The sequence below is a fragment of the Pedobacter antarcticus genome (assembly GCF_900103515.1).
Lineage (GTDB): Bacteria > Bacteroidota > Bacteroidia > Sphingobacteriales > Sphingobacteriaceae > Pedobacter > Pedobacter antarcticus.
Genome location: NZ_FNGZ01000001.1, coordinates 212,596 through 235,268, shown reverse-complemented (window position 1 = coordinate 235,268; position 22,673 = coordinate 212,596). Strand labels below are relative to the sequence as shown.

Annotated in this window: 19 protein-coding genes; 9 read left to right on the top strand and 10 right to left on the bottom strand. The window is 41.6% G+C overall.

All coding sequences use genetic code 11. The features are described from left to right. Positions 1–8: 8 nt before the first annotated feature. Both BLR53_RS01020 and BLR53_RS01015 read right to left on the bottom strand, forming a co-directional pair. Entirely contained in the window at positions 9–578 is a 570-nt protein-coding gene (locus BLR53_RS01020; RefSeq protein ID WP_244889428.1) for a TlpA family protein disulfide reductase, read from the bottom strand. A 7-nt stretch (positions 579–585) separates the two neighbouring features. Further along, positions 586–2,781: a M28 family metallopeptidase gene (locus BLR53_RS01015; RefSeq protein WP_074586351.1), complete on the bottom strand. Its 2,196-nt coding sequence runs from the start codon at positions 2,779–2,781 to the stop codon at positions 586–588. Between the two features lie 266 nt (positions 2,782–3,047). Between BLR53_RS01015 and BLR53_RS01010 the strand changes: the two genes are divergently transcribed. Next, the gene (locus BLR53_RS01010; RefSeq protein ID WP_074586349.1) at positions 3,048–4,043 is read left to right on the top strand and encodes an NADP-dependent oxidoreductase; all 996 of its coding nucleotides are present in this window, start codon (positions 3,048–3,050) and stop codon (positions 4,041–4,043) included. A 59-nt stretch (positions 4,044–4,102) separates the two neighbouring features. On the opposite strand, the gene BLR53_RS01005 is transcribed toward BLR53_RS01010, so the two are convergent. Next, positions 4,103–4,873 (bottom strand): SDR family NAD(P)-dependent oxidoreductase, encoded by a 771-nt coding sequence (locus tag BLR53_RS01005; protein WP_218122956.1) that lies wholly within the window; start codon positions 4,871–4,873, stop codon positions 4,103–4,105. Positions 4,874–4,877: 4 nt separating this feature from the next. Continuing rightward, positions 4,878–6,593, bottom strand: coding sequence for an IlvD/Edd family dehydratase (locus BLR53_RS01000; RefSeq protein ID WP_037444712.1), 1,716 nt, complete (start codon positions 6,591–6,593; stop codon positions 4,878–4,880). A gap of 103 nt (positions 6,594–6,696) precedes the next feature. Between BLR53_RS01000 and BLR53_RS00995 the strand changes: the two genes are divergently transcribed. From BLR53_RS00995 to BLR53_RS00985, 3 genes are all read left to right on the top strand, one after another. Beyond that, positions 6,697–7,566, top strand: a complete 870-nt coding sequence (locus tag BLR53_RS00995) for an AraC family transcriptional regulator (protein WP_074586347.1) — start codon at positions 6,697–6,699, stop codon at positions 7,564–7,566. 47 nt (positions 7,567–7,613) lie between these two features. After that, positions 7,614–8,099 (top strand): hypothetical protein, encoded by a 486-nt coding sequence (locus tag BLR53_RS00990; protein WP_074586344.1) that lies wholly within the window; start codon positions 7,614–7,616, stop codon positions 8,097–8,099. Positions 8,100–8,216: 117 nt separating this feature from the next. After that, the gene (locus BLR53_RS00985; RefSeq protein WP_244889427.1) at positions 8,217–9,602 is read left to right on the top strand and encodes a BamA/TamA family outer membrane protein; all 1,386 of its coding nucleotides are present in this window, start codon (positions 8,217–8,219) and stop codon (positions 9,600–9,602) included. Positions 9,603–9,652: 50 nt separating this feature from the next. Here BLR53_RS00985 and BLR53_RS00980 read toward each other — a convergent pair whose 3' ends face one another. Both BLR53_RS00980 and BLR53_RS00975 read right to left on the bottom strand, forming a co-directional pair. Then, the gene (locus BLR53_RS00980; protein ID WP_074586342.1) at positions 9,653–10,315 is read right to left on the bottom strand and encodes a DUF1349 domain-containing protein; all 663 of its coding nucleotides are present in this window, start codon (positions 10,313–10,315) and stop codon (positions 9,653–9,655) included. Positions 10,316–10,425: 110 nt separating this feature from the next. After that, on the bottom strand, positions 10,426–11,013 hold the full coding sequence (locus tag BLR53_RS00975) for a Crp/Fnr family transcriptional regulator (protein ID WP_244889426.1): 588 nt from the start codon (positions 11,011–11,013) through the stop codon (positions 10,426–10,428). 149 nt (positions 11,014–11,162) lie between these two features. Here BLR53_RS00975 and BLR53_RS00970 point away from each other — a divergent pair, with 149 nt between their 5' ends. Continuing rightward, positions 11,163–12,287 (top strand): Gfo/Idh/MocA family protein, encoded by a 1,125-nt coding sequence (locus BLR53_RS00970; RefSeq protein WP_074586340.1) that lies wholly within the window; start codon positions 11,163–11,165, stop codon positions 12,285–12,287. A gap of 91 nt (positions 12,288–12,378) precedes the next feature. Further along, a complete protein-coding gene (locus BLR53_RS00965) occupies positions 12,379–13,152 on the top strand; it encodes an HAD-IIA family hydrolase (protein ID WP_074586338.1) in 774 nt (257 codons plus the stop codon). Here BLR53_RS00965 and BLR53_RS00960 read toward each other — a convergent pair whose 3' ends face one another. After that, positions 13,153–13,872, bottom strand: coding sequence for a DUF3891 family protein (locus BLR53_RS00960; protein ID WP_051760285.1), 720 nt, complete (start codon positions 13,870–13,872; stop codon positions 13,153–13,155). It abuts the gene before it with no gap. Positions 13,873–13,982: 110 nt separating this feature from the next. Between BLR53_RS00960 and BLR53_RS00955 the strand changes: the two genes are divergently transcribed. Beyond that, positions 13,983–15,047 carry an endonuclease/exonuclease/phosphatase family protein gene (locus BLR53_RS00955; RefSeq protein WP_037444722.1) on the top strand — a complete coding sequence of 355 codons (1,065 nt, stop codon included), beginning with the start codon at positions 13,983–13,985 and terminating at the stop codon, positions 15,045–15,047. A 69-nt stretch (positions 15,048–15,116) separates the two neighbouring features. Here the strand turns inward: BLR53_RS00955 and BLR53_RS00950 are convergent, their stop codons facing one another. After that, complete coding sequence (locus tag BLR53_RS00950) at positions 15,117–15,830, bottom strand: DUF4397 domain-containing protein (protein ID WP_037444725.1); 714 nt, start codon at positions 15,828–15,830, stop codon at positions 15,117–15,119. 68 nt (positions 15,831–15,898) lie between these two features. On the opposite strand from BLR53_RS00950, the gene BLR53_RS00945 reads away from it, so the two are divergent. Next, the gene (locus tag BLR53_RS00945) at positions 15,899–17,014 is read left to right on the top strand and encodes a LacI family DNA-binding transcriptional regulator (protein WP_244889425.1); all 1,116 of its coding nucleotides are present in this window, start codon (positions 15,899–15,901) and stop codon (positions 17,012–17,014) included. 4 nt (positions 17,015–17,018) lie between these two features. Here the strand turns inward: BLR53_RS00945 and BLR53_RS00940 are convergent, their stop codons facing one another. Together BLR53_RS00940 and BLR53_RS00935 are read right to left on the bottom strand one after the other, a co-directional pair. After that, positions 17,019–19,493, bottom strand: coding sequence for a glycoside hydrolase family 95 protein (locus BLR53_RS00940; RefSeq protein ID WP_244889424.1), 2,475 nt, complete (start codon positions 19,491–19,493; stop codon positions 17,019–17,021). 201 nt (positions 19,494–19,694) lie between these two features. Further along, on the bottom strand, positions 19,695–19,922 hold the full coding sequence (locus tag BLR53_RS00935; protein WP_037444727.1) for a hypothetical protein: 228 nt from the start codon (positions 19,920–19,922) through the stop codon (positions 19,695–19,697). Between the two features lie 233 nt (positions 19,923–20,155). On the opposite strand from BLR53_RS00935, the gene BLR53_RS00930 reads away from it, so the two are divergent. Beyond that, positions 20,156–22,651 (top strand): family 20 glycosylhydrolase, encoded by a 2,496-nt coding sequence (locus BLR53_RS00930; RefSeq protein ID WP_074586336.1) that lies wholly within the window; start codon positions 20,156–20,158, stop codon positions 22,649–22,651. Positions 22,652–22,673 lie beyond the last annotated feature (22 nt).

Here is a 22,673-nt window from a genome sequence, read left to right as displayed (position 1 = left end):
GAATACTGTCACGATTTTGTTATAGACAATTGTTCTATAACCTTAACCATACCTTCAAATTCTTCCTGGTTATAGAGCCTGGTCAGGAATTGTATTTTACCGTCCCTGTCTATAACCACGTTTCGTGTAACACCTGCTTTTTTATCGGCGAAGCGCTGAAAAATTCCGGCTCCGGGATCTAAAGCAAGCGGATAACTGATATTCATATCTTTATGGAATTTCTGTACCACATCAAGCGGCTCGTCACGGTCGACACCTATAAGTACAACTCCTTTATCTTTATAAGCCTGCCAAACCTCTTTCTCCAGTTCCGGCATCTCCTTTCTGCATACCACACACCAGGAAGCCGTAAATTGCAGGATCACAATTTTACCTTTTAATTCTGCCAGTGAAGTCTTTGTACCGTCATGTAATACCAGTTGAAAATCTGAAGGTGCAGTATCGCCGACTTTCACAAGGTATCCCCTGCTGTCACTGTTTGGATTTTCAAACTGCGGGCCTTTTTGTGGTTTATCCTGCGCAACAGACAGCAGGAACGAACAGGCCATAGCTAATGTAAATAAGGTTTTTTTCATCATGTCTGATTTAATAGATTGTTGTTAAGTACTGTGTTAGTTTATTTATCGCACCGGTTAGCTTAACTAATTCTTGTTTAGCTTCGTCGTAATGTCCTTCTTCTATCCCCTCTCTGATACCAGGAAGTGTTTTAACACCATAGCCTGTATAGAATCCAGGCGCATAGATACTATGCTTGTACCAGGGCCTTCTAGGCAATCCGTTTTCCAGCAGTAGTGTTTTTTCTGCCTGATATAGCTTTTGATTATTCTGACGGATAGCCTTCTGATCGCCTGTGAACTTTTGCTGCCTTAGCTGGAGTGCGGCGGCTTCTTTCTTCAAACCGAGCAGTGCATCCGTAAGCGGTATAAAATCAAAGGTGGGAACTTCGACTGTTTTTTCTTTAGCCTGAAAGGGTTCTTTCGGATCAGCAGCCAGCTTATAAATATCACTGTCAATCAACTGGTGCTGTAACCCAGCTTCCTGCTGTAAATTTTTCGCTGATCCGATCACCTCATCGGTATAATTCTGAACAGCAGTGTAAAGTCCTGTAAAGTTGAAAGGTAATTTCTCTGCATCTGCCAGCCTTAGAACAGCCCTGCCTGCTGCCTGCGATAATGCTAGTCCATAATTAAATCCGGGATCTTTAAACCGAATATAATTATCATAAGAATCATAGATTGAATGATATTCACCACCAGTGCTCTCTCCGCCGAAACCGAAGTTTAAACTTGGAATACCTAAATGCTGTAAAAAGGCAGAATAGTCTGAACCCGTACCCAATGCACCTAAATTATAGTCCGGACTCTCCAGCAAAGCTTTTTTCTTCGCTGTTCCACTAGCCTTGATAATCTCAGAAGCACGCTTACGGTCAAAAATTGTAGCCTGCGTAATCGGATCTTTAACTGATTTAGTAATAGAGGTCACCAGGTCCGATAAAGCATGGGATCCTCCGGCACTAAAAAACCCACTGCTGTTATTATCGGTATTGATATAAGCAACTGCCTTCTCACTTAATTCTTTAGCATGCTGCTCCACCCATTCTGTCGATCCTAAAAGAGATTGTTCTTCTCCATCCCATGCCGTATATACCAAGGTTCTTTTTGGCTTATATCCCTGTTTAACCAGCTCACCTATTGCTTTTGCTTCTTCAAGTAAAGACGCCAGCCCGCTGACCGGATCAGATGCCCCATTAACCCAGGCATCGTGGTGATTTCCACGAATAATCCATTCATCAGGATATTCACTCCCTTTGATTTTTGCAACGACATTATAGGCCGGCACAATATCCCAGTTCTGTTTAATTTTCAAATGGACCTTTGTTTTATCTCCGCCGCCAATCCGATAAGTAAATGGCAATGCCCCGCGCCAGGATGCAGGTGCGACAGGTCCATCTAATGCCTCAAGCAGTGGTTTGGCATCATGATAACTAATAGGCAATACTGGTATTTTCAATATGGTAACTGCTTCGTCTTTGGTTAAGCGTTTAGCATTTTTAACCGAGGCATATCCCGGAGTTAGGGGATCTCCGGGATAGATGACCATATCCATTACTGAACCCCGCTGTACGGTATGTTCATTTTTGAAAGGGCCTTCCGGGTAAGCATCTCCCTGATAATAGCCATCGTCTATCGGATCAGAATAAATAATACAGCCTACAGCGCCATGTTCATAGGCTACCTTTGGCTTAATTCCCCTCCAGGAGTTCCCGTATTTAGCAATAACAATTTTGCCCTTTACATCTATACCGCGGCTTGCCAGTTCTCTATAATCGGCAGGTAAACCATAGTTAACGAAAACCAGTGGTGCAGTTACATCGCCGTCAGCTCCCCATACATTGTAGGTTGGCAGCTGTCCCTGCTGGCCGGAAGTTGCATCTCCGGGTACTGCAGGCTCTTTTAAAGTAGCGCTGAATTTGACAGGTAAAAGGAGTTCCAGCTTACGCTCCACAGGTGTCGGGAATAATACATAAAAGGTCTCAATCTGACTATTCCAGCCATAGGACTTAAATAGGTCATTGAGTTTTAAGGCTACGTCTTTTCCTGCTTCCGAGCCCAGATGATGGGGTTTAGCGGATAATTCTTTAATAGAATGTCCAATATTTTCTTTACTTAAAAACTGGTCAAACCGGTTTTCCAATTGAGTTTGACCGTCAGGTTGCTGTGCAAATACAAAACCTGAAATCAGGCTCATTGAGAGTGTGGAGAATAGTAGTCGTTTATTCATTTTTTATTGTTGCTTATTATTTAAAGTCCCACTTTAAGGCATAGGGATTCCCGCCCACCAGAATGTGGTGGTTTACGATTGTTAATGCTTAATAGGTTTGAGTTTAGGCCATAAATATAGTAATATCTATTAATTTAGTAGTATTTATTTCAGTGAAATAATATCCCTTTGAAACCGGTCCTTGCCCAAAAGCTACCTAGAACACAAACAATACCCGGAGCGGTGTGTTGGAACTAGGAGAATGTTTCAATTAAATACCCCTTATCATGAGTAAAGTAATTTTATTACAAAAAAGACCCGCTGGAAAACCTGTATTAACAGATTTTGAATTCAAGAATGAATCTGTAGCGCAGCCTGGTAAGAATGAACTGCTGCTGAAGACACAATATGTCTCGGTCGACCCTTATTTAAGAGGCAGGATGAGTGATGCTAAATCTTATGTACCACCTTTTAAAGTTGGTGACCCTATACAATCCGGAATTGTTGCAGAAGTTACAGAATCAAATCATCCGGATTTTAAAGAAGGAGATTTTGTGTCTGGTAACCTTGACTGGAAAGAGATTCAGGTTTCAGATGGAAAAGGATTAACGGTGATCGACAAGGAAGCTGCAAGTCCGAGCGCTTATCTCGGTATTCTGGGAATGACCGGTTTAACGGCCTATCTTGGACTTACGGAGATCGGAAAGCCCCAAAAAGGCGAAACGCTTGTAGTTTCCGGAGCAGCCGGAGCTGTCGGAAGTGTCGTTGGTCAAATCGGGAAAATATTGGGTTGTAAAGTAATCGGAATTGCTGGTTCTGAAAAGAAGATAGCGCTCTTAAAAGACAAATTTGGTTTTGACGAGGCTATAAATTATAAGACGACCGAAGATATGCAACAAGCTATTAAAGATGCTGCTCCTGATGGAGTCGATATTTATTTTGATAATGTTGGTGGCGAAATATCTGATGCTGTCCTGGCAAATATTAATAAATTCGGACGTGTCCCGGTTTGCGGTGCAATATCATTATATAATAACACAGAAGTATCCGTAGGCCCGCGTGTACAACCGATTCTGGTAAAAAACAGCGCATTGATGCAAGGTTTTATAGTTTCAAACTTTGCCGATAAATTTCCTGAAGCCATAAAAACACTGACGACCTGGCTGAAAGAAGGAAAATTAAATTATACAGAAACTATCGTGGAAGGTTTTGATGAAATCCCACAAGCTTTCATTGATCTTTTCGAGGGTAAAAATGAAGGTAAAATGATTGTTAAGATCTAAAATTTCATGCTTGGCTACCCGCCAGTGGCTGGGCTTCCAGCTGCTGGCGGCTCCGGCAATTATTTAAGTCCCTGCGGCAATGTACTTATAGCTGACCATCCACCGTCAACAATTAAATGCTGGCCTGTAACGTGACTTGCAGCATCAGACACAAAAAATAGCGCTGCAGTGGCAATATCAGCTGCATAAGCCGGCCGGCCCATCGGCGTAATCTCAGACCATACTTTTTCATAATCAGCTTCTTCTGCAGTACGTTCAGTAAGCGTGGCGCCAGGGGCGACAGTATTCACATTAATACCATAAGCCGATAACTCAATAACCAGATTTGTGGCCAGCATTTCTACTGCTGCTTTAGTCATTGCGTACACCGCGAGATCCTTCAATGCCCTGTGTCCGACCACCGAAGAAGTGAAAAGTATGGAGCCGCCGTTTTGTTTTTTCATCTGATTAGCCGCTGCCTGTGCCAAAAAGAAAGTTCCGGCAAGATTTACCCGCATCACCTGATCGAATGCGTCTTTGCTGTAACTAAAAAAATCTCCATACAATGTAATACCTGCATTGGCAATAACCACATCGAGTTTTCCGTACCGGTTAACCGCTGTATCTACGAGTTCCTGAATAAAATTTAGATCTGCGGCATCTCCAGTGACGGGAATACAGACTTCATGCCCTGCGGCATTGATTTTTTCTGCTGCCTGCCGGCACAATTCCGGATCGACGTCATTCAGGATAACCACAGCACCTTCCAAATTCAACATTCTGCAGATCTCAAATCCAATGCCTTGTCCTGCACCGGTAACAATTGCTACTTTATCTTTAAATCTCATCATTCTTTTAATGTGAATCTCTTAATACTTTACTTCCTGACCCGCCGTTTAAAAAATCCATATCGGCACCTAAGTGTGCCTGCTGTACGTGATCAGTGTATAATTTAATATATCCTCTTTCCGCTACAGGTAATGGTTCAATATACTCCCTTTTGCGACGCTCCAATTCTGCAGTTCCAATATCCGTATCCAATCTGCGATTCGGAACATCAAGTGTAATCATATCTCCCGTCCTGATCATTGCAAAATTACCTCCGGCAGCAGCTTCAGGCGATACATGCAGCACCACCGTACCGAAACCTGTCCCACTCATTCTTCCATCGGAAATACGAACCATATCAGTTATACCGCTTTCCAACAACTTTTTGGGAATGCCCATATTACCGACTTCCGGCATTCCCGGATAACCTTTGGGCCCGACGTTTTTCAAAACCAATACACTGTCTCCGTCAACCTCTAATTCATCGGTATCTATTCTTGCTTTAAAATCTTCGATATTTTCAAATACAACTGCTTTTCCGGTATGCTGCATTAAATGCGGACTGGCTGCTGAAGGTTTGATAACCGCACCACTCTCACATAGATTGCCGGTGAGCACTGCCAGCCCTGTTGCAGTATTAAAAGGTTTTTCAATAGTGGCTATCACATCTGGATTATAACAAACTGCATGCTCATAATTAGCCGAAATGGACTTTCCGTTTGCAGTGATACAATCGCGGTTAAGCATCCCATCCAGCTCTCTGAGAACTGCTGGTAAACCTCCGGCATAGAATAAATCTTCCATAAAATACTTACCGGATGGTTGCAGATTGGCAATCAATGGAACAGCCGCCGAAAGCCGGTCGAAGTCATTGAGGTTTAGTTTAATCCCTATCCTGCCGGCTATCGCTAGTAAATGGATAACAAAATTAGTCGATCCGCCAATTGCCGCATTAACTTTTATTGCATTTTCAAATGCCTGGGTGGTTAAAATATCTGATAGCTTAAAGTCTTCAGCAACCATTTCTACGATCCGCAAGCCGGAAAGCTGCGCCAATACTTTACGTCTGGAGTCAGCAGCGGGGATTGCAGCGTTCCCCGGCAAACTTAGTCCGAGAGACTCCACCATACAAGCCATAGACGATGCTGTTCCCATAACCGCACAATGTCCCTGACTTCGACACATTGCAGATTCTATCGTTAACAGTTCTTCTTCCAGCATCTTTCCAGCTCTTACCTCGTCATGGTATCTCCAAACATCACTGGTACCGATATGCCCTCCTCTATGATTGCCTGTAAGCATTGGTCCCCCGGATACGACAATTGTGGGTAAGTTAACACTGCTAGCCCCCATAACCAGTGACGGGGTAGTCTTATCACAGCCACAAAGTAAAACCACCCCATCGATCGGATTTGCCCTGATAGATTCTTCAACGTCCATACTGGCCAGATTTCTGTAAAGCATAGCAGTAGGTTTCATCAAAGTTTCTCCAAGTGACATGACCGGAAACTCAACAGGAAACCCTCCCGCCTCCAATACTCCTCTTTTAACGGACTCTGCAAGCTCCCTGAAGTGCGCATTGCATGGCGTGAGTTCACTCCAGGTATTACATATTCCTATTATCGGTTTATTGTTAAATTCATAATCAGGAATGCCCTGGTTTTTCATCCATGCACGGTAGATAAAACCATCTTTTCCTTTACGGCCAAACCATTCTCTGCTACGGAGCACTTGATCTTTCATATTCAAACTTACTACTCTGCCATAGGTTTAACTACAACACCATTTGCCGTTTCTAATACATTATTTACATTTATAAATACAAACACGAACAAAATAGTGTAAAATGAAAAAATTACTACGTGAACTTTCAATGCCGGAGGACACCTGTCTGATCGTGAAAGAGGAAACCGGCCAGGAGTTCACAGCTCCGTTCCATTATCATCAGGGGTATGAGTTCACTTATATAGTGAAAGGTCAGGGTAAATTCTATGGCGGGGATAGTGTAATGAATTTTAAAGCTGGTGATTTATACCTTTTTGGTCCTGGGTTTCCTCATTTTTTCGTCAATGACAGATCTCTGAATGGGCAACCTGACCATGTTCACTCTATTTTCGTTCAGTTTCACGAAGACTTCATGGGACGCGAATTCTATCAAAAATCGGAATTCAGCCAATTGAAAGATCTGCTAAACGAATCTTCCAGGGGAATTAAAATAAGGGATCCTTCCAATGAACTGCAGGAGTTTATGATGGCTTTCCCTGCACTTCCCGCATTAAAAGCTGTGATTAACCTTTTATCCATGCTGGAGAATATCTCCTCCCTGCCAGACCATGGTATCAATTATATCAGTAGTTCGTTATACCGGATCAGCGCAGAGGAAAAGGAAAGCAAAGATAAGCTCGAACGTGTCTGCAAATATATTATGGCTAATTTCAAAGACGAAGTTACTACCAGGGATGCCGCTGCCATAGTATCTATGAACGAAGCAGCCTTCTGCAGATATTTTAAACGTAGAACGACCAAAACACTCTCCCAATTTGTGAATACGGTGAGAATTACCCATGCTATCCATCTACTCACTGTTTCCGATATTGCCGTCTCCGGGATCTGCTTTGCCTGCGGATTTAATAACCTGTCTTATTTTAACCGTCAATTCCGCACGATCACGGGCAATTCACCGCTTTCCTACCGGCGAGAATTTAACCTGTCTTAATTATTAAACCCCAAATTTAATTTAAACCCTATCTAAATTTATAAGCAATGAAATTATACCTTCTACCATTTATGTGCTGCCTGGCAGCAGGCATTTCCTGTACGCAGCAAAAGAGTGAAAACCTGGCCGACGATAATAAAAATGAACTGGCTGGCCAGCTCAAAGGTTCATGGCGTTTACTTTCAGCGGTAACGCTCGAGAACGGAAAAACCACGGTACAAGACTACTCCAAAGCTCAAAGGATGATCAAAATTATTAATGACGATCATTTTGCTTTTTTAAAACATGACCTTAAACCCAGTAAAGCAGGTAAAAACAATTTCGATGCTGGTGGCGGAAGTTATAAGCTCATCGGAGACCAGTATACAGAATCACTGGATTTCTATAACGATCCGAACTGGGAAGGGAAATCATTTACTTTCACCATTAAAATACAGGGTGATACGCTCGTACAAACAGGTGTGGAGAAAGTTGAGAAGGCTGGTGTAGACAGAACAATTACCGAAAAGTATTTGCGCGAAACTGCGAGATAATCAATCTCAAAAAACAGAGGTTATCGATAGAATTCGGATTAGCGACTAGCTTGAAATACAGCATTATCCATTTATTGGTGTAAAATTTGCTGTCAGTTCAAAAAAAATATAAAGATATTGAAATATACAAAACTGATACGTACAGAAGCCGGAATCACCTCTGCGCCCTTCAAATCTATACTGTACCTGAAGATATTATTGGCGTTTTTTCTGGCCGGGATTCAGTATTCGTCTTTTGCCGGCAGTATCCCTGATCGTTTTTCAACGAAAACTGCAGATACTATTCCTTCCGCAGTCATTCCACAGGATACTATAAAAAAACAAAGTGTCCCGGACTCAAGTGTGGTGCAATATGATGTTGCAGATTTAATCAGGGACATCATACATCCCCACCGTCCACCTAAACCACTTAAAAAGAAATCTGGCATCACACCCATGCCCAACATTGCTTATAATCCAAGTATCGGTGCGCAGATTGGCATTAAAGCTGTAGCTGGTAAAGTGCTTGGAAACGAACCAAATACTTTTATGTCGGTAGCGGCCTCATCTGCGTCTATCACCACCAAAGGCATTCTGTATTTCTACCTCAGCCATAATGTATTCACCCCCGGTAATAAATGGAATTTCCAGGGGAGTCTGGTCGCTGCAAAAACAGTCACACCAGATTACGGGCTCGGTATAGGACAGGGTGCAGATGGCAGTGAGGAAGATCTGGCGCTGACTAACCCAGATCGTAAAGGTTATGTTCTGCATGCCCAGTTTTACAATATTCGCGAGAAGGTTTATAAACAAATTATGGACAACCTGTTCGTTGGTGCAGGTGTATCATTTGATATTCGAAGAAAAATTGAGGATAGAAGGACTGAAACTGAAATGACGCCATATAATATCTATACAGACCGTTACGGTTTTGACCGGGACAACTACATGTCTAATGGCCTACTTTTCAATTTGCAATACACAACCAGAGATAATCAAAACCGTTCTTATAAAGGGATCTATGCCGATGCTGGTGTCAGGGTAAATCAACAGTGGATGGGAAGTTCTAAAAGTGCGGTACAGATCACTACCGACTTTAGAAAATACTGGAGCCTTTCTCAAACAAATCCTGAACATGTTCTCGCTTTCTGGAACTGGGGGTCTTATCTGATTAGTGGGGCATTGCCATACCTTGAGCTTCCGGGAACTGGAAAGGATGTAAACTTCCGCAGTGGGCGGGGTTATACGGTCGGGTATTTTAAGGGTCCGAAATATTTCTACTCTGAACTGGAATATCGCTTTCCGATCACCAGGAATAAATTCCTGAGTGGTGTGACATTTTTTAATGTACAGACAGCCAGTGATGATATTGCGACGAAGTTATTTCAAAAATGGCAGCCCGGAGGCGGCGCTGGTTTACGTGTACTCTTTAACAAAGCAACGCGGACAAATCTTTGCCTGGACTACGCGTTTGGAAATTATGGCGCAAGGGGTTTCTTTCTAGGTTTAAACGAAGCATTTTAATCCACACCTTTCCGGTTGTGAAAGCGTGTGGATTAAAAAATAATACGATTCTATTTTTTTTGTTTTTCTGCCCAGTCTACCCTACGCAGGTCTGGTGTTTGTATAACTTTAAAATTTTCAAATACAGCATCAAAACCTTTACCATCCGGGCTGGCTCCAACCAAACCAACCATCACAGGGCAATTGTCTTTAAACCACGCTGTACGGATCATTGTATATTTTTTATCATCAAGTGAATATGAAATCTCAACTGCATCTAATTTTCTGACTGCTTTAATCCAGATCGCAGAAGGTGCCTTTTCCAATTCGACCACGCTCCAGTCACTGGTTTTATGTGTCACTACCGCACTTACGTTTTGTTTGCCATTTACAAACTCCACTCCTGCCTTGATCCAGTTCTCATGATCAATACGCAACATAATTCCCATCTGATCGAAGGTTGTCACATAATTACCAGTGATCTTTACTTTAGTTTCAAATTCACCACCATAAGTTGCATAATAAAAAGGGGCATCATCGACTGTAAATCCATAATGAGAGATGCGCCAGTAGTCTGTTTTACCAGGAACTGACATTTTAAATGTATTTTTATTCTGAATGCTCCATTGCTCCGGTTCATTGAACCAGTTCATTTTTTCCAGGCTTTGTGCCGATACAGTTTGAACTGCAGATAGAGCCAGGATTCCCGCTACGGCTAGTAATTTGATTTTCATTGATACAGTATGTTTATTTGGTACAGAACTTAATTGATCTCAAAACTAGCGCAATCAGGGAGGATTCTAAAGGATGTACATCACTATTTTAAAGTGAGCTATATCACGGATTAACCGGTACTGGATAATCGGCTGAGTGTTTCACGGCTTACACCTAGATAGGCAGCTATGATTGTTTTAGACACCCGTTTGTATAATGAAGGATATTGAATCAATAACTGATTATACCTTTCACCTGCACTGCTGGATAAAAGTGCAAGTACTCTTTTTTGTAGTGCAATGTTGCCTGAAGTATACTTTTTTCTAAAAAAGTACTCCATTTTTTTAGATTCTGCGCAGAGCTTCTCCTTATTCTCGAAAGAAATAGAATAGGTTTCAGTGTCTTCAAGACAATCAGCATTGAAAGTGGCCGGTTGTTCATTGTTAAAAGCATTAATGTCCGAAAACCACCATTCCTCCATAGCCAGCTGTAATATATGTTCTTTCCCGCTCGGATCCGTATAAGAAGACTTTACAATTCCTTTAAGCACAAAATGTTCGTGTGAACCAATCTCTCCCTGCTGCGTGATATACTGATGCTTTTTGTATTTCCGAAAGGTGAAACAGTTTAATACCTGTTCGAATTCTTCGTCAGTCAATTGCACAATCTGGCTGATATGCGTCCTGAAAAATATATGTCTGTTTTTATTGGTATCCACCCCGCAAATATAATATTAATTGATATTCCAAGCATCTGCTGGCCCTGCACTATTGATTTATTTGCCACGCATCCATTGCCATCATAAAAATTGAATTCACGGTTTATTTATTTAGTTTGAATGGAAACTAATAACCAAATATAAATACGATGATTAAGCTGCTGAAGTACGCTCAAAGAGCTGTGTATTCCCTCCTTTTTTTTACGGTCCTGCTGACAGGCTCTTCATTTCGGAAAGTATATGGTCAGGAAAAACTGAATGTGGCACTTGCCGGACTGAGTCATGATCACGTGAACCTGATCATGAATGATTATTCCAAAGGCATGGTTCATATAATTGGAATTGCGGAGTCAAATAAAGATCTGATTGAAAAGTTTAAGAAAAGAGCTAAGCTCCCCGATTCTATATTTTACAACACACTGGACGACTTATTAAAACATAAAAAACCTGATGCCGTTCTAGCATTTAATGCCATCGAGGATCACCTTTCTGTCGTAGAAACGGCAGCACCTTACCATGTATCGGTCATGGTGGAAAAGCCGCTTGCTGTCTCTGTCAAACATGCGGAACGCATGATTCAATTGGCCAAACAATACAATATACACCTTTTGACAAACTATGAAACTACCTGGTATGCAAGCAATCAGGAACTTTATCAAAAGATAAAAAAGGACCAGTCTATAGGTCATATCAGAAAAATGGTCGCCCATGACGGCCATAAGGGTCCGAAAGAAATTGGAGTCAGTAAAGAGTTTTTAGCATGGTTAACAGATCCTGTTAAAAATGGTGGGGGCGCTGTTATTGATTTTGGTTGCTATGGAGCCAATCTTATGACCTGGATGATGGATGGTAAAGCTCCGTTATCGGTGACCGCTGTTCTTAAACAAATTAAAAAGGACGTTTATCCTAAGGTCGATGATGATGCGACTATCCTTTTAGAATATCCAGACGCAACCGGAATCATCGAAGCTTCCTGGAACTGGCCGTTCAATATCAAAGACTTTGAAGTATTTGGCCAGACTGGTTATTTACAGGCTGTTGACCCTGGAAATGTGCGCTCAAGGGAACATAACCGCGATACCTATCAAACTACTCAACCGGCCGCACTTGCTCCATCTGCTAGTGGCTATCTGGGTTATCTTTCCGCAGTTCTGAAAGGTCAGATAAACCCGGCTAATGATTTGTCTTCAACAGAGAATAATCTAATCGTTGTTAAAATTTTGGAGGCGGCGAAAGAATCTGCAAAAAAAGGTCAGAAAGTTTATTTAAAATAAGTTACCGGTTAAAAAAAGACTTTCTGCTAGTTGATCGGAAACAATGGAAATTAATGATTCTTTGTATCTTTCAATTCTAAAGCTATCAGCTATGAAACAAGGACTTTTAATCGATATGGACGGTGTAATCTACAGTGGCGAAGAGCTAATTTTCGGTGCCGATAAATTCATCAATAACCTGATAAAAAAAGATATCCCTTTCGCATTTATGACTAATAACAGTCAGCGCACCAGTCTGGAGGTCGTAAGGAAACTTAAAGGTCTGGGAATAAAGGTGGAAGCCCGGCACGTCTATACCAGCGCAATGGCAACCGGCAAATTTCTGCGCGATCAGAGTCCGGACAGTACCGCCTATGTTCTTGGCGAAGGAGGTTTACTAAGCAGCCTTCATGAAAATGGAATTACACTGGTCAATACCGATCCGGAGTTCGTAGTATTGGGCGAAGGAAGGAATTTTACTTTGGAAATGGTACAACGTGCAGTGGATATGATCCTTGCAGGAGCCAAATTTATTACGACGAACAGGGATCCGTCTCCTAAAAAACCGGGATGGAATAATCTGGGAATCGCTGCTACAACAGCTATGATCGAAGAAGCTACCGGCAGAAAGGCATTTGTTACAGGCAAGCCGAGTCCGGTAATGATGCGTTCGGCAAGAAAGTTTCTAGGCCTGGAAACTTCGGAAACTACAGTAATCGGCGATACTATGGAAACGGATATTCAGGGGGGCGTACAGATGGGTTATAAAACGATCCTGGTTCTTTCGGGAATCTCCACCAAAGAGAGATTAAGTTACTATGCATTTAAACCCGATTTAATTGCAAGCTCCGTGGACGAAATTGAGTTCCCGCTCGCCTGGTGGTAATCAAAAAGCGCTAATACTGAACTGGTGTACAACGGTTTCCACACTCCATAACTCTTTCCGGAACTCTGCCGCATTTTTAAAAGTAAGCCTTGGCAGCGTTCTGGATTCGAAACTCACCCTGAACTTTTCTTTTTCAAATGGCCAGGGGGTTACCAGCAACTTATTTATACCACCTGCCACACACATATAACTAACTTGTCCAGGGCCTTTGCTTATCTCAATTTTTCGCTGCTCGGGCTGAATCATTCCCTGACAAATTAATAGTGAAAACGCGTCGCAAAACTGCAGCAGCAAATATGCTTCACTGACTTCTTTTGATGTTACACCTCTTGTACTGATCCAATCCTTTTCCTGTTTTTTCAATCCCTTGATAAAGTTAGCAGCAGCCGGATTGCTACCGTGGACAAATTGAATATGGCGGGAAACCAGTAAGGCAATCCAGGAACTTTTTGTTATAGCCATCTCGATCAGACGCGTACAATAGTCTTTTCTGAAAACAGTCATTTTAAAATTGACCGGTCCACCGTATTCGTTTAACAAATCATCATTTTCAAATTCGTTATAAACGTCATCATGCTCCGCTACAGCAGTCAAAGTCTCAATCCACCTGCTTCCATATTGTTCATTAAATTTCCAGTTCGCACAGATTTGAGCGGCGAGTAAACCATGTGAACGTTGTGTAATAACTTGCCAACCGGACTCTGTATAATTTACAATCATCTTTTGCCTAACATATACAGGCAATAATGGTTTGCATTTTTACGAACCCTAAATAAAAACTGGCCTGTTATTTGGTTAGGATCTGAATAATTTCATTTAAACTCTAATCGTTGACACTCCCACTCCCGTTACTCTGCTTCAGTTTATTCCTCATTATCTCCACACTGATTCCACTAATTCGCCATGATTACTGGATTTTTAGAATATTTGAGTATCCCAGACTTCAAAAACTAATTTTAAATCTGATCGTAATTTTGATAATTACTGTCTGGTATATGCCGGAAAATACCGTTGCCTGGATAGTATTAGCTGCACTATTCTTAAATTTATTATATCTGTGCTACCAGGTATACCCTTTTACAATTTTGGGGACTAAACAAATTGTGAAGAGCCGAAATCCTCCCGGCGATAATAATGTCCGGCTGCTCATCGCAAATGTCTATCAGGAAAATCGCCGCGCTGCAGATTACCACCGCATAATAGACCAATGCAACCCCGATCTGATTCTTCTTGTTGAAACTAATTTATGGTGGCAAAAGCAAATGGATTCTATAAGTTCGGATTATCCGCATCAATTGAAGATCCCGCTTGAGAACACGTACGGCATGATATTATATTCCAGATTTGAGTTGGAAAATGGACAAGTAAATTTTCTGGTAGAGGACGATATTCCATCTATTGAGGTAGACGTAAGACTCAGGTCCGGAGTACTGATCCGGCTTTTCTGCCTTCATCCACAGCCACCTGTGCCGCAGGAAAACCCGAGATCAACAGAACGGGATAAGGAGATATTGATGATTGCGAAAAAAGCGAAAAAATGTGCTCAGCCTGTAATTGTAATAGGTGATTTGAATGATGTGGCATGGAGTTATACAACCGAACTATTTTCGAAAATAAGCGGGCTGTTAGACCCAAGAAGAGGTCGTGGATTTTTTAATAGTTTTAACGCTAAATACTTTTTCCTCCGTTTCCCACTGGATCATATTTTCTGTTCCACCGATTTCACCTTAACGAGTATTCAGCGATTAGAGAGTTGTGGTTCTGATCATTTTCCGATGTGTGCCGATCTTCAGTTTGACAGTGACTCAGAAGCTCGAAATGAAGCTCCGGTAGCTGATCAGGAAGACAAGGAGCTCGCAGAAGAAAAATTGGCAAAGCCAATCGAGATTTTTTAAAAAACAGTTTTATCAAAGCACAGCAGGATAACAAAAGACTTTTACCCCCTGCTGTGCAGCATGATTTAATTAATTTGTCATTGCTTCTAAGCCTAACTTAGGCCCGTCGCCTGCCTCGATTAGTCCTCTCACCCAAATCGTATAAATTTTTCCTTTTTCAATCTTAAAATTTTCGAGACTCGCCAGCACATTTGTCCCTCCGGTAGTCTTTATTTCGAATTTTGGATTCACTGCCGGGTCAACGTTGATGAATCCTGATACTGTTTTAAATGTCTTATTACTTAGTCCTGGGTCTGTTTTTCCTTGCATATATAGATCCAGTGCGGGCGCGTCCGGACTAAGGTTGGCAAAGCGTATTTTAGCTTTATCTGTTGCTGGAGCAGAAAGATCATCTTCTACCAGAATCACATCACTTTCGGGAGATCTTCCCGTGAATATTAAAGAATGATAACTGGCCGGTTTAAGGTCATAAGCTACTTTTGCTAATATCACTTCTGAGTCTTTTTTAGAAAATCCAAATTCTCCGGTGCCTGGTTCGGTGGCAAAATAATTGACTACTGTATTGAAATTTAAGACATTGGTGGTACCCGTCTTGTTGCCATTAATATAAAATGATAATTCACTTGCACCTGGTGAAGATATCAATATCGCAAGTTTTGCCTTCTGATCAGGCGAAGAAGCATTATCGTCCTTTTTTTTGCAGGCGGTAAACGCCGATACAGCAAGCAGAATCATTATGCCTTTTTTTAAAAATGTGGTTGTGTAGTTTTTTGTTTCCATCATTGATCGTGTTGATTGTTTTAAGGAAAACTCCTGTCGAGACCGAAATGCAACAGTGCCAGCTATATTTTATGATGAATTCCTATAATAACCGTATTCCAAATCCTAATAATTATTTCTCATTATTTAGCCATCTTTACGTCGTTATGAAAAAGCAGAAAAGAACAACTATTTATGATATAGCGAAAAAGCTGAATTTAAATGCTTCTTCTGTCTCCAGAGCTCTGAGTAACAACAGTAATGTGAGCGAAGCTACCCGGCAATTAATCCTGGCAACTGCGAAAGAACTTAATTACCAGCAAAACAGTATGGCATCGAATCTTCGTAAGGGGCAGAATCAGACCATAGGTGTAATCGTTCCCCGCATTAATCAGAATTTTTTTGCTGACATCATTGCCGGACTGGAAGAAGTAACTTATCAAAAAGGATACAATCTGGTTATCTGTCAGTCCAATGAATCTTATCTGAGAGAAATTAAGTGTGTAAATACGCTGATTAATCAGCATGTAAGCTGCATTGCGATTTCCATTTGTGCTGATTTTGAAGACGACAGTCATCTGAGGAACATTAAAGAACATGGTATTCCTCTTATTCAATTTGATAGGGTTACAGATACCCTGGACACTTTTAAAGTTTTAAATGATAACGAGCAGGCGTCAATGGAAGCCGTGAGTCATATGATCGAACAGGGTTACAAACGAATTGCACTACTGGAAGGGCCGCAGAACCTTAATATCTTCAGACAAAGAAAAGAAGGTTATCTCAAAGCATTGAAAAAACATAATTACCCGCTAGTACCGGAATTAATTAAGGAAAATGCATGGACGAAAGAGCTAGGTGCTGAGTCTACCCGGCAACTATTAAGCCTTCCTGAACCTCCAGACGCCATTTTTGCATCTACCTCTGACTTCTCCGCATTAGGTGTCTTAGAGGTAGCAACAAAAAAAGGCTTGAAAGTACCAGAAGAACTCGGAATCTGTGGCTATTCTAATGAGCCATTTACAGAAATAACAAGCCCCTCTATAACTACGATTGATCAGTACAGTGTGAGCATGGGTAAAGCTATAGCTAATCTATACTTCCAGGAGATCGATTTTATGGACAATGGAAGCCACCCGCAAACGGTGAGTATTAAGCCTCAATTAATCGTCAGATCATCGACACTCAGGAATAAAAACCGGGTTTAATAATTTACTGACTAATTTTAAACTTATAGGTTTTACCGGGTTTAGTATCCACCTCGTAAAGTAAGGTATCTTTAATTTCAGCAGGTCGCAGACCCGCAGTTGCTGAAATAATAGCAGGCTTTACCTCCAGAGACTGAAAGAATGGATTTGGATTATTACCTGCGGCTACTGCCAATTTTCTTCCTTTGATCTGGTTAGGAACACGCAACCGGCATTTACCTCCTAAAGTAGATTTTATAACGACTTCATACAGATGGCCGTCTTTCCATACCAGGCGTTCGATTTCGAATCCGCCACGCGCTCTCAAACCACTAATACTTCCATCTTTCCAGGCATCGGGCAAAGCAGGTAACAAATGAATGGCTTCATCATGGCTTTGCATCAGCATTTCTGTAATTCCGGCAGTACAGCCAAAATTCCCATCGATTTGAAAAGGCGGATGTGCATCAAACAGATTCGGATAGGTACCACCCCCACTGTTTTCTCCCTGATTTACCCCTGCAGGTGTAAGCTGATTAATAATTAGTTTATAGGCATGATTCCCATCCTGCAGCCTGGCCCATAAATTCACTTTCCAACCCATTGACCAGCCGGTGGAAACATCGCCACGCTGTATCATACTATTTTTTGCAGCCTCAAATAATTGAGGAGTATGATAAGGTGAAATCTGTCCGGCCGGATAAAGACCAAATAAATGGGAAACATGTCTGTGTTTATCATTTGGATTGTCCAGGTCCTGTATCCATTCCTGTAGCTGACCATATTGTCCTACCTGCATCGGCGGAAGACGCATTCTCATTTTTTTAAGTTTGTCGATTAAAACCACATCAGTGTTTAAGGCTTCTGCAGCACTGATTGTATTGGTAAACAGATCGAAAACCAATTGATTATCCATAGTTGTGCCAGCGGCAATCGAGATCTCCTGATGAGATTTAGGTGAGTTCTCAGGCGACATTGACGGACTTACAACCATCCAACCCTTTACAGGCTCTTCTACCAGGAAGTCGAGGTAAAACTGCGCCGCTCCCTTTAAAGCTGGATAGACTGTTTTCAGATATTCCCGGTCACCATTGTAAAGATACTTTTCGAAAAGGTGCCTGCTTAACCAGGCACCACCCATCGGCCACATGCCGTAATTTATTGCGTCAACCGGACCACTTATACGCCATAAATCTGTATTATGGTGTGTAACCCAACCCGCGGCTCCGTACATAACTCTGGCAGTTTCTTTCCCTGTCTCTGAGAGCTCTTTCACCATTTCAATCAGCGGCCCGTGCATTTCTGAGAGATTTGATTCCTCTGCAGGCCAGTAATTCATTTCTGTGTTAATATTTATAGTGTATTTACTACCCCAGGGTGGATTCATCTTATTATTCCAAATTCCCTGCAAATTTGCCGGCTGCCCTCCCGGCTGTGATGAGGAGATTAGCAGGTAACGTCCAAACTGATAGTAAAGCGCTGCAAGCTGTGGATCATTTCCCTTTGCAAATTCTGCGACACGCTGGTCTGTCGGAAGCCCGGCGGAAGGAGTTTTCCCCAGATTAATCTGCACCCTGTTAAAATACTTTTGATAAGCAGTTATATGATCTTTCGATAACCGGCGATAACTCTTCTGCATTACCGCATGCAAATACGCAGCATTTTTCGTTTTTTCGTCAGCACTGATATCTTTATAATTGACAAAATTGGTCGCTATTGAAATATAAACGGTAGCAGAACTTGCCCCGGACACTTTCAAATTCCCATTGTCCGATGAAATCGTACCGCCTTTTTGCTTTATTCCGACACCAGTTTCGAATTTAACTGCGCCTTTAACCCCATCTTTATCGCTGCTCTGAGCTGACAGATAAAGTATATTATCTTTTGCAACTATAACTTTGGAATTATGTTCACTCAGCAAGGAGGCTTCAAAAGTCAGGCTACCCGGCTTATCTGCTGTCAAGTGAATTATAATAGCCTGATCCGGAACAGAAGAAAAAACAGTACGTGTATAAGTGATATTTCCAACCTTGTAGGTAGTCTTAGCAACAGCACTCTCAAGATCAAGCTCCCTGTAATAGCCGGCATAGTTTTCATGTCCCGGAAAGACTAGCCGGAAATCTCCTGCTGGCTGATACATCATGCCATTAATGCGTTTGGACTGGATATGCTGTGCCGCCATCTTACTGGCCTGCTGATACTGACCTTCAAAAATAAGTTTTCTTATTTCCGGAAGAGCGTTCAGTGCTTCCGGATTGTCATTCCGATTTGGACCGCCGCTCCAGATGCTCGCTTCGTTTAGACTGATCTGTTCCTGACCCGGGTTACCAAAGACCATTGCCCCCAATCTGCCGTTTCCGACAGGCAACGCAGCTTCCCATACATTTTCGGCCGGGGCATTGTACCATAGTTTGAGATCGGTGTTTTGTGCGGAGACAGAAATTGTAAGAGAAATAAATATGGTGAAAACCATACCCTTATTTCGGATAGAATTATGCATAGGCCGTTAATATTATATATGGTTTCAGCATAAATTAAGCTGACGCAATTAAAAACCTTAATATATCATTAATCGACCTTAAAACGTTAAACTAAGAAAAACTTGTTCTATTGAGCAGGGCTAAAAAAATAAAAATCAGTCTGCGGCTTTTAAACAACAGACTGATCTGAACACATCAAGAATATTTCACATAGAGATGATCTACATTGGTTTCTGTGCCCTGGAAAGAGTGTCCCAGGTTTTCCGTTTCGTGCTGTCTTTCCAGGTTGAATCCTTTTTACTTTGATTTTTCATCTTGGATTTCTTTTTTTGATCATGTCTTTTGGTCGTATCTTGTTTTTTGCGGGTGGTATCCTGTTGTGGAACACTCATCGCAAATGCTGTCCAGCAGAACGCTGTCAGCAGCAAAGTGATTAATGACTTTTTCATAAGTTCAAAAATTTAGGTGATTTATAATCAACTGGTAAACAGGCACTATACGGAAAGGTTTAAACAATTTTAAAAAAAAATAAAAATAACGTTCGAGTAAAATAACGCAAAACAAAGACATCATCAATTTATTCCTTAGTATGAACTTTTTCTTTAAGTGATCGGACGCTGAATGAGGAGTTGCGTTACCCCCGATAATTACTATATTGGGATATATAAATCTTTTACCAAATATGAAAAACCTGATTTTTACTACTTTATTGATCCTGTCTGTAATTTCTGTTCAGGCTCAAAGTACAGACCTGGAAATTACCTGGTCCGTTACCGAACCAAACTATCAAAATTCAAACCAGGCGCTTTCAGTACTTAAACTTAAAAATCTGGGAGAAACGGATCTTCCGGCATCCGGATGGGTCATCTACTATAACTCCTTAAATGGTAAATTACAGAATCCGGAGAGTGCGCCGGTGACTATAACTTATATTAACGGAGACTTTTACAGCCTTTCTCCTAAATCGGGCTTTAAAGCTTTAAAACCCGGAGAAGAACTCGATCTTCCTATCCTCACCCGACAACTCAAAAACTTAACAGACTACCCAAAAGGGTTCTACATTGCGTTCACTGGCACCAAACGGACTTTTCCAGTTAAACTTAAGCAAAACACCACAGAAGATCTTAATGCCAGAGATTTAGCGATTGCCCGGTCGGTGTATGATAAGACTGAAAAAACGATGGCAGCTGGCTCAGACAGTTTTTCTCCGATCCTGCCTACTCCAAAATCTCTGGTCAGAAAGGAAGGTTCTTTTTCACTAAGCGGGCAATCTAACCTGGTTGTACCAAAGGAATTCATTGCTGAGGCAAAGTTATTTTTAAATGACCTGCAGGTAGCAACCGGTATCAAACCACAGCTAAATGGAAAAGCAAAAGAAAATCAGATTATTGTACAACAATTAAACACAATTAAACCCGAGGCTTACAATCTCCATATCAGTCCAAAAGAAATTAAGATACAGGCAGCGACAAAAGCAGGAGTTTTTTACGCATTCCAATCTTTAAAAGCGCTGTTACCTCTACAAAAAGGAACGGGTTCACTAGCTAACATCGCTATAAATGCACTGGAAATAAATGATGAACCCCGATTTGGACATCGGGCATTTATGATGGATATCGCGCGTAATTATCAACCTAAAGACGAGGTCAAAAAACTGATTGAGGCATTGGCATTGTATAAGGTTAACGTATTACATTTCCATATTACTGACGACGAAGGATGGAGACTGGAGATACCTGGTTTACCGGAGCTAACGCAGGTTGGTGGACACAGAGGACATACCACAGATGAAAATGACCAGATTAACCCTTCTTATGGATCAGGGCCAAATCGGGATAACCTGACCGGCAGCGGTTACCTGACTAAAAATGAGTTCATCGAAATATTGAAATTTGCGCATGAAAGACATATTCTTGTTATTCCGGAAATAGAAACTCCCGGGCATGCCAGAGCGGCAATCGTAGCAATGAATGCGCGTTACAACAGATTGATCAAGTCCGGAAATAAAACAGAAGCCGAAAAATACCTGCTGCGGGATTTGCAGGATAAATCTGTGTACAGATCTGTTCAGGGTTTTAAAGATAATGTCATAAACGCAGCTCTGCCCTCTGTTTACACTTTTCTTGAAAAGGTAACTGACGAACTGATCGCGATGTATAAAACTGCAGATGCTCCATTAAAAACTATCCACTTCGGCGGAGATGAAGTACCTGCAGGCGTCTGGGAAAAATCTCCGGTAGTATTATCGCTGATGCGAAAAAATCCTTCAGTTAAAAACACCGGGCAGCTTTGGCCCTATTACTTTAATAAACTGGACCAGATGTTAAAACGCAAAGGGCTATATCTTTCCGGATGGGAAGAAATCGGACTTCATAAAGTCAAGGGAAAGATGGTGGTCAATGAAAGGTTTGCTAAAAGTAATTTCCATACAGATGTCTGGAATAATTTATCCGGCAACGAAGACCTCGCTTACAGACTGGCCAATGCTGGTTACAAAGTAGTGCTGACCAATGTTACCAACCTCTACCTGGATCTGGCATACAGCAAAAGTTACGCAGAGCCCGGTCAATACTGGGGCGGTTATGTAGATATCGATAAACCGTTCAGCTTTATTCCTTATAACTACACCAAAAACCAGAAGGAAGATGAACGTGGGAACGCAATTGCCCCTGGTCATTTCAAAAACATGGTACAGCTTACCGAATTTGGAAAGTCTAATATTGTAGGTATACAAGCACCACTCTGGAGCGAGATTATATTCAGCAAAGAAAGATTCGAATACCTGCTTTTCCCGAAATTATTCGGGCTGGCCGAAAGAGCCTGGGCACAGGATCCGACATGGGCATTAGAAAAAGATGCAGCAAAATCAGAAGCGCAGTATAATGCTGCGTACCAGTCATTTCTAAACTCCGTTGGCAACTATGAACTCCCAAGGCTTGATAATCTGTCTGGTGGATTTAATTACCGGATCCCTACTCCCGGACTTAAGGTGGAAAACGGAACATTGTCCGCAAACGTTCTTTACCCGGGATTAACCATAGTTTATACAACAGATGGCTCTGACCCTAATGAGAACAGCCAGAAGTATACCGCACCGATCAGCCAGAAAGGAAATTATACTTTTAAAACCATAAATGCTAAAGGACGGGGAAGTAACTTAATTAAAGTACAGTTGTAAACCGAAATAGACGTGTATACAC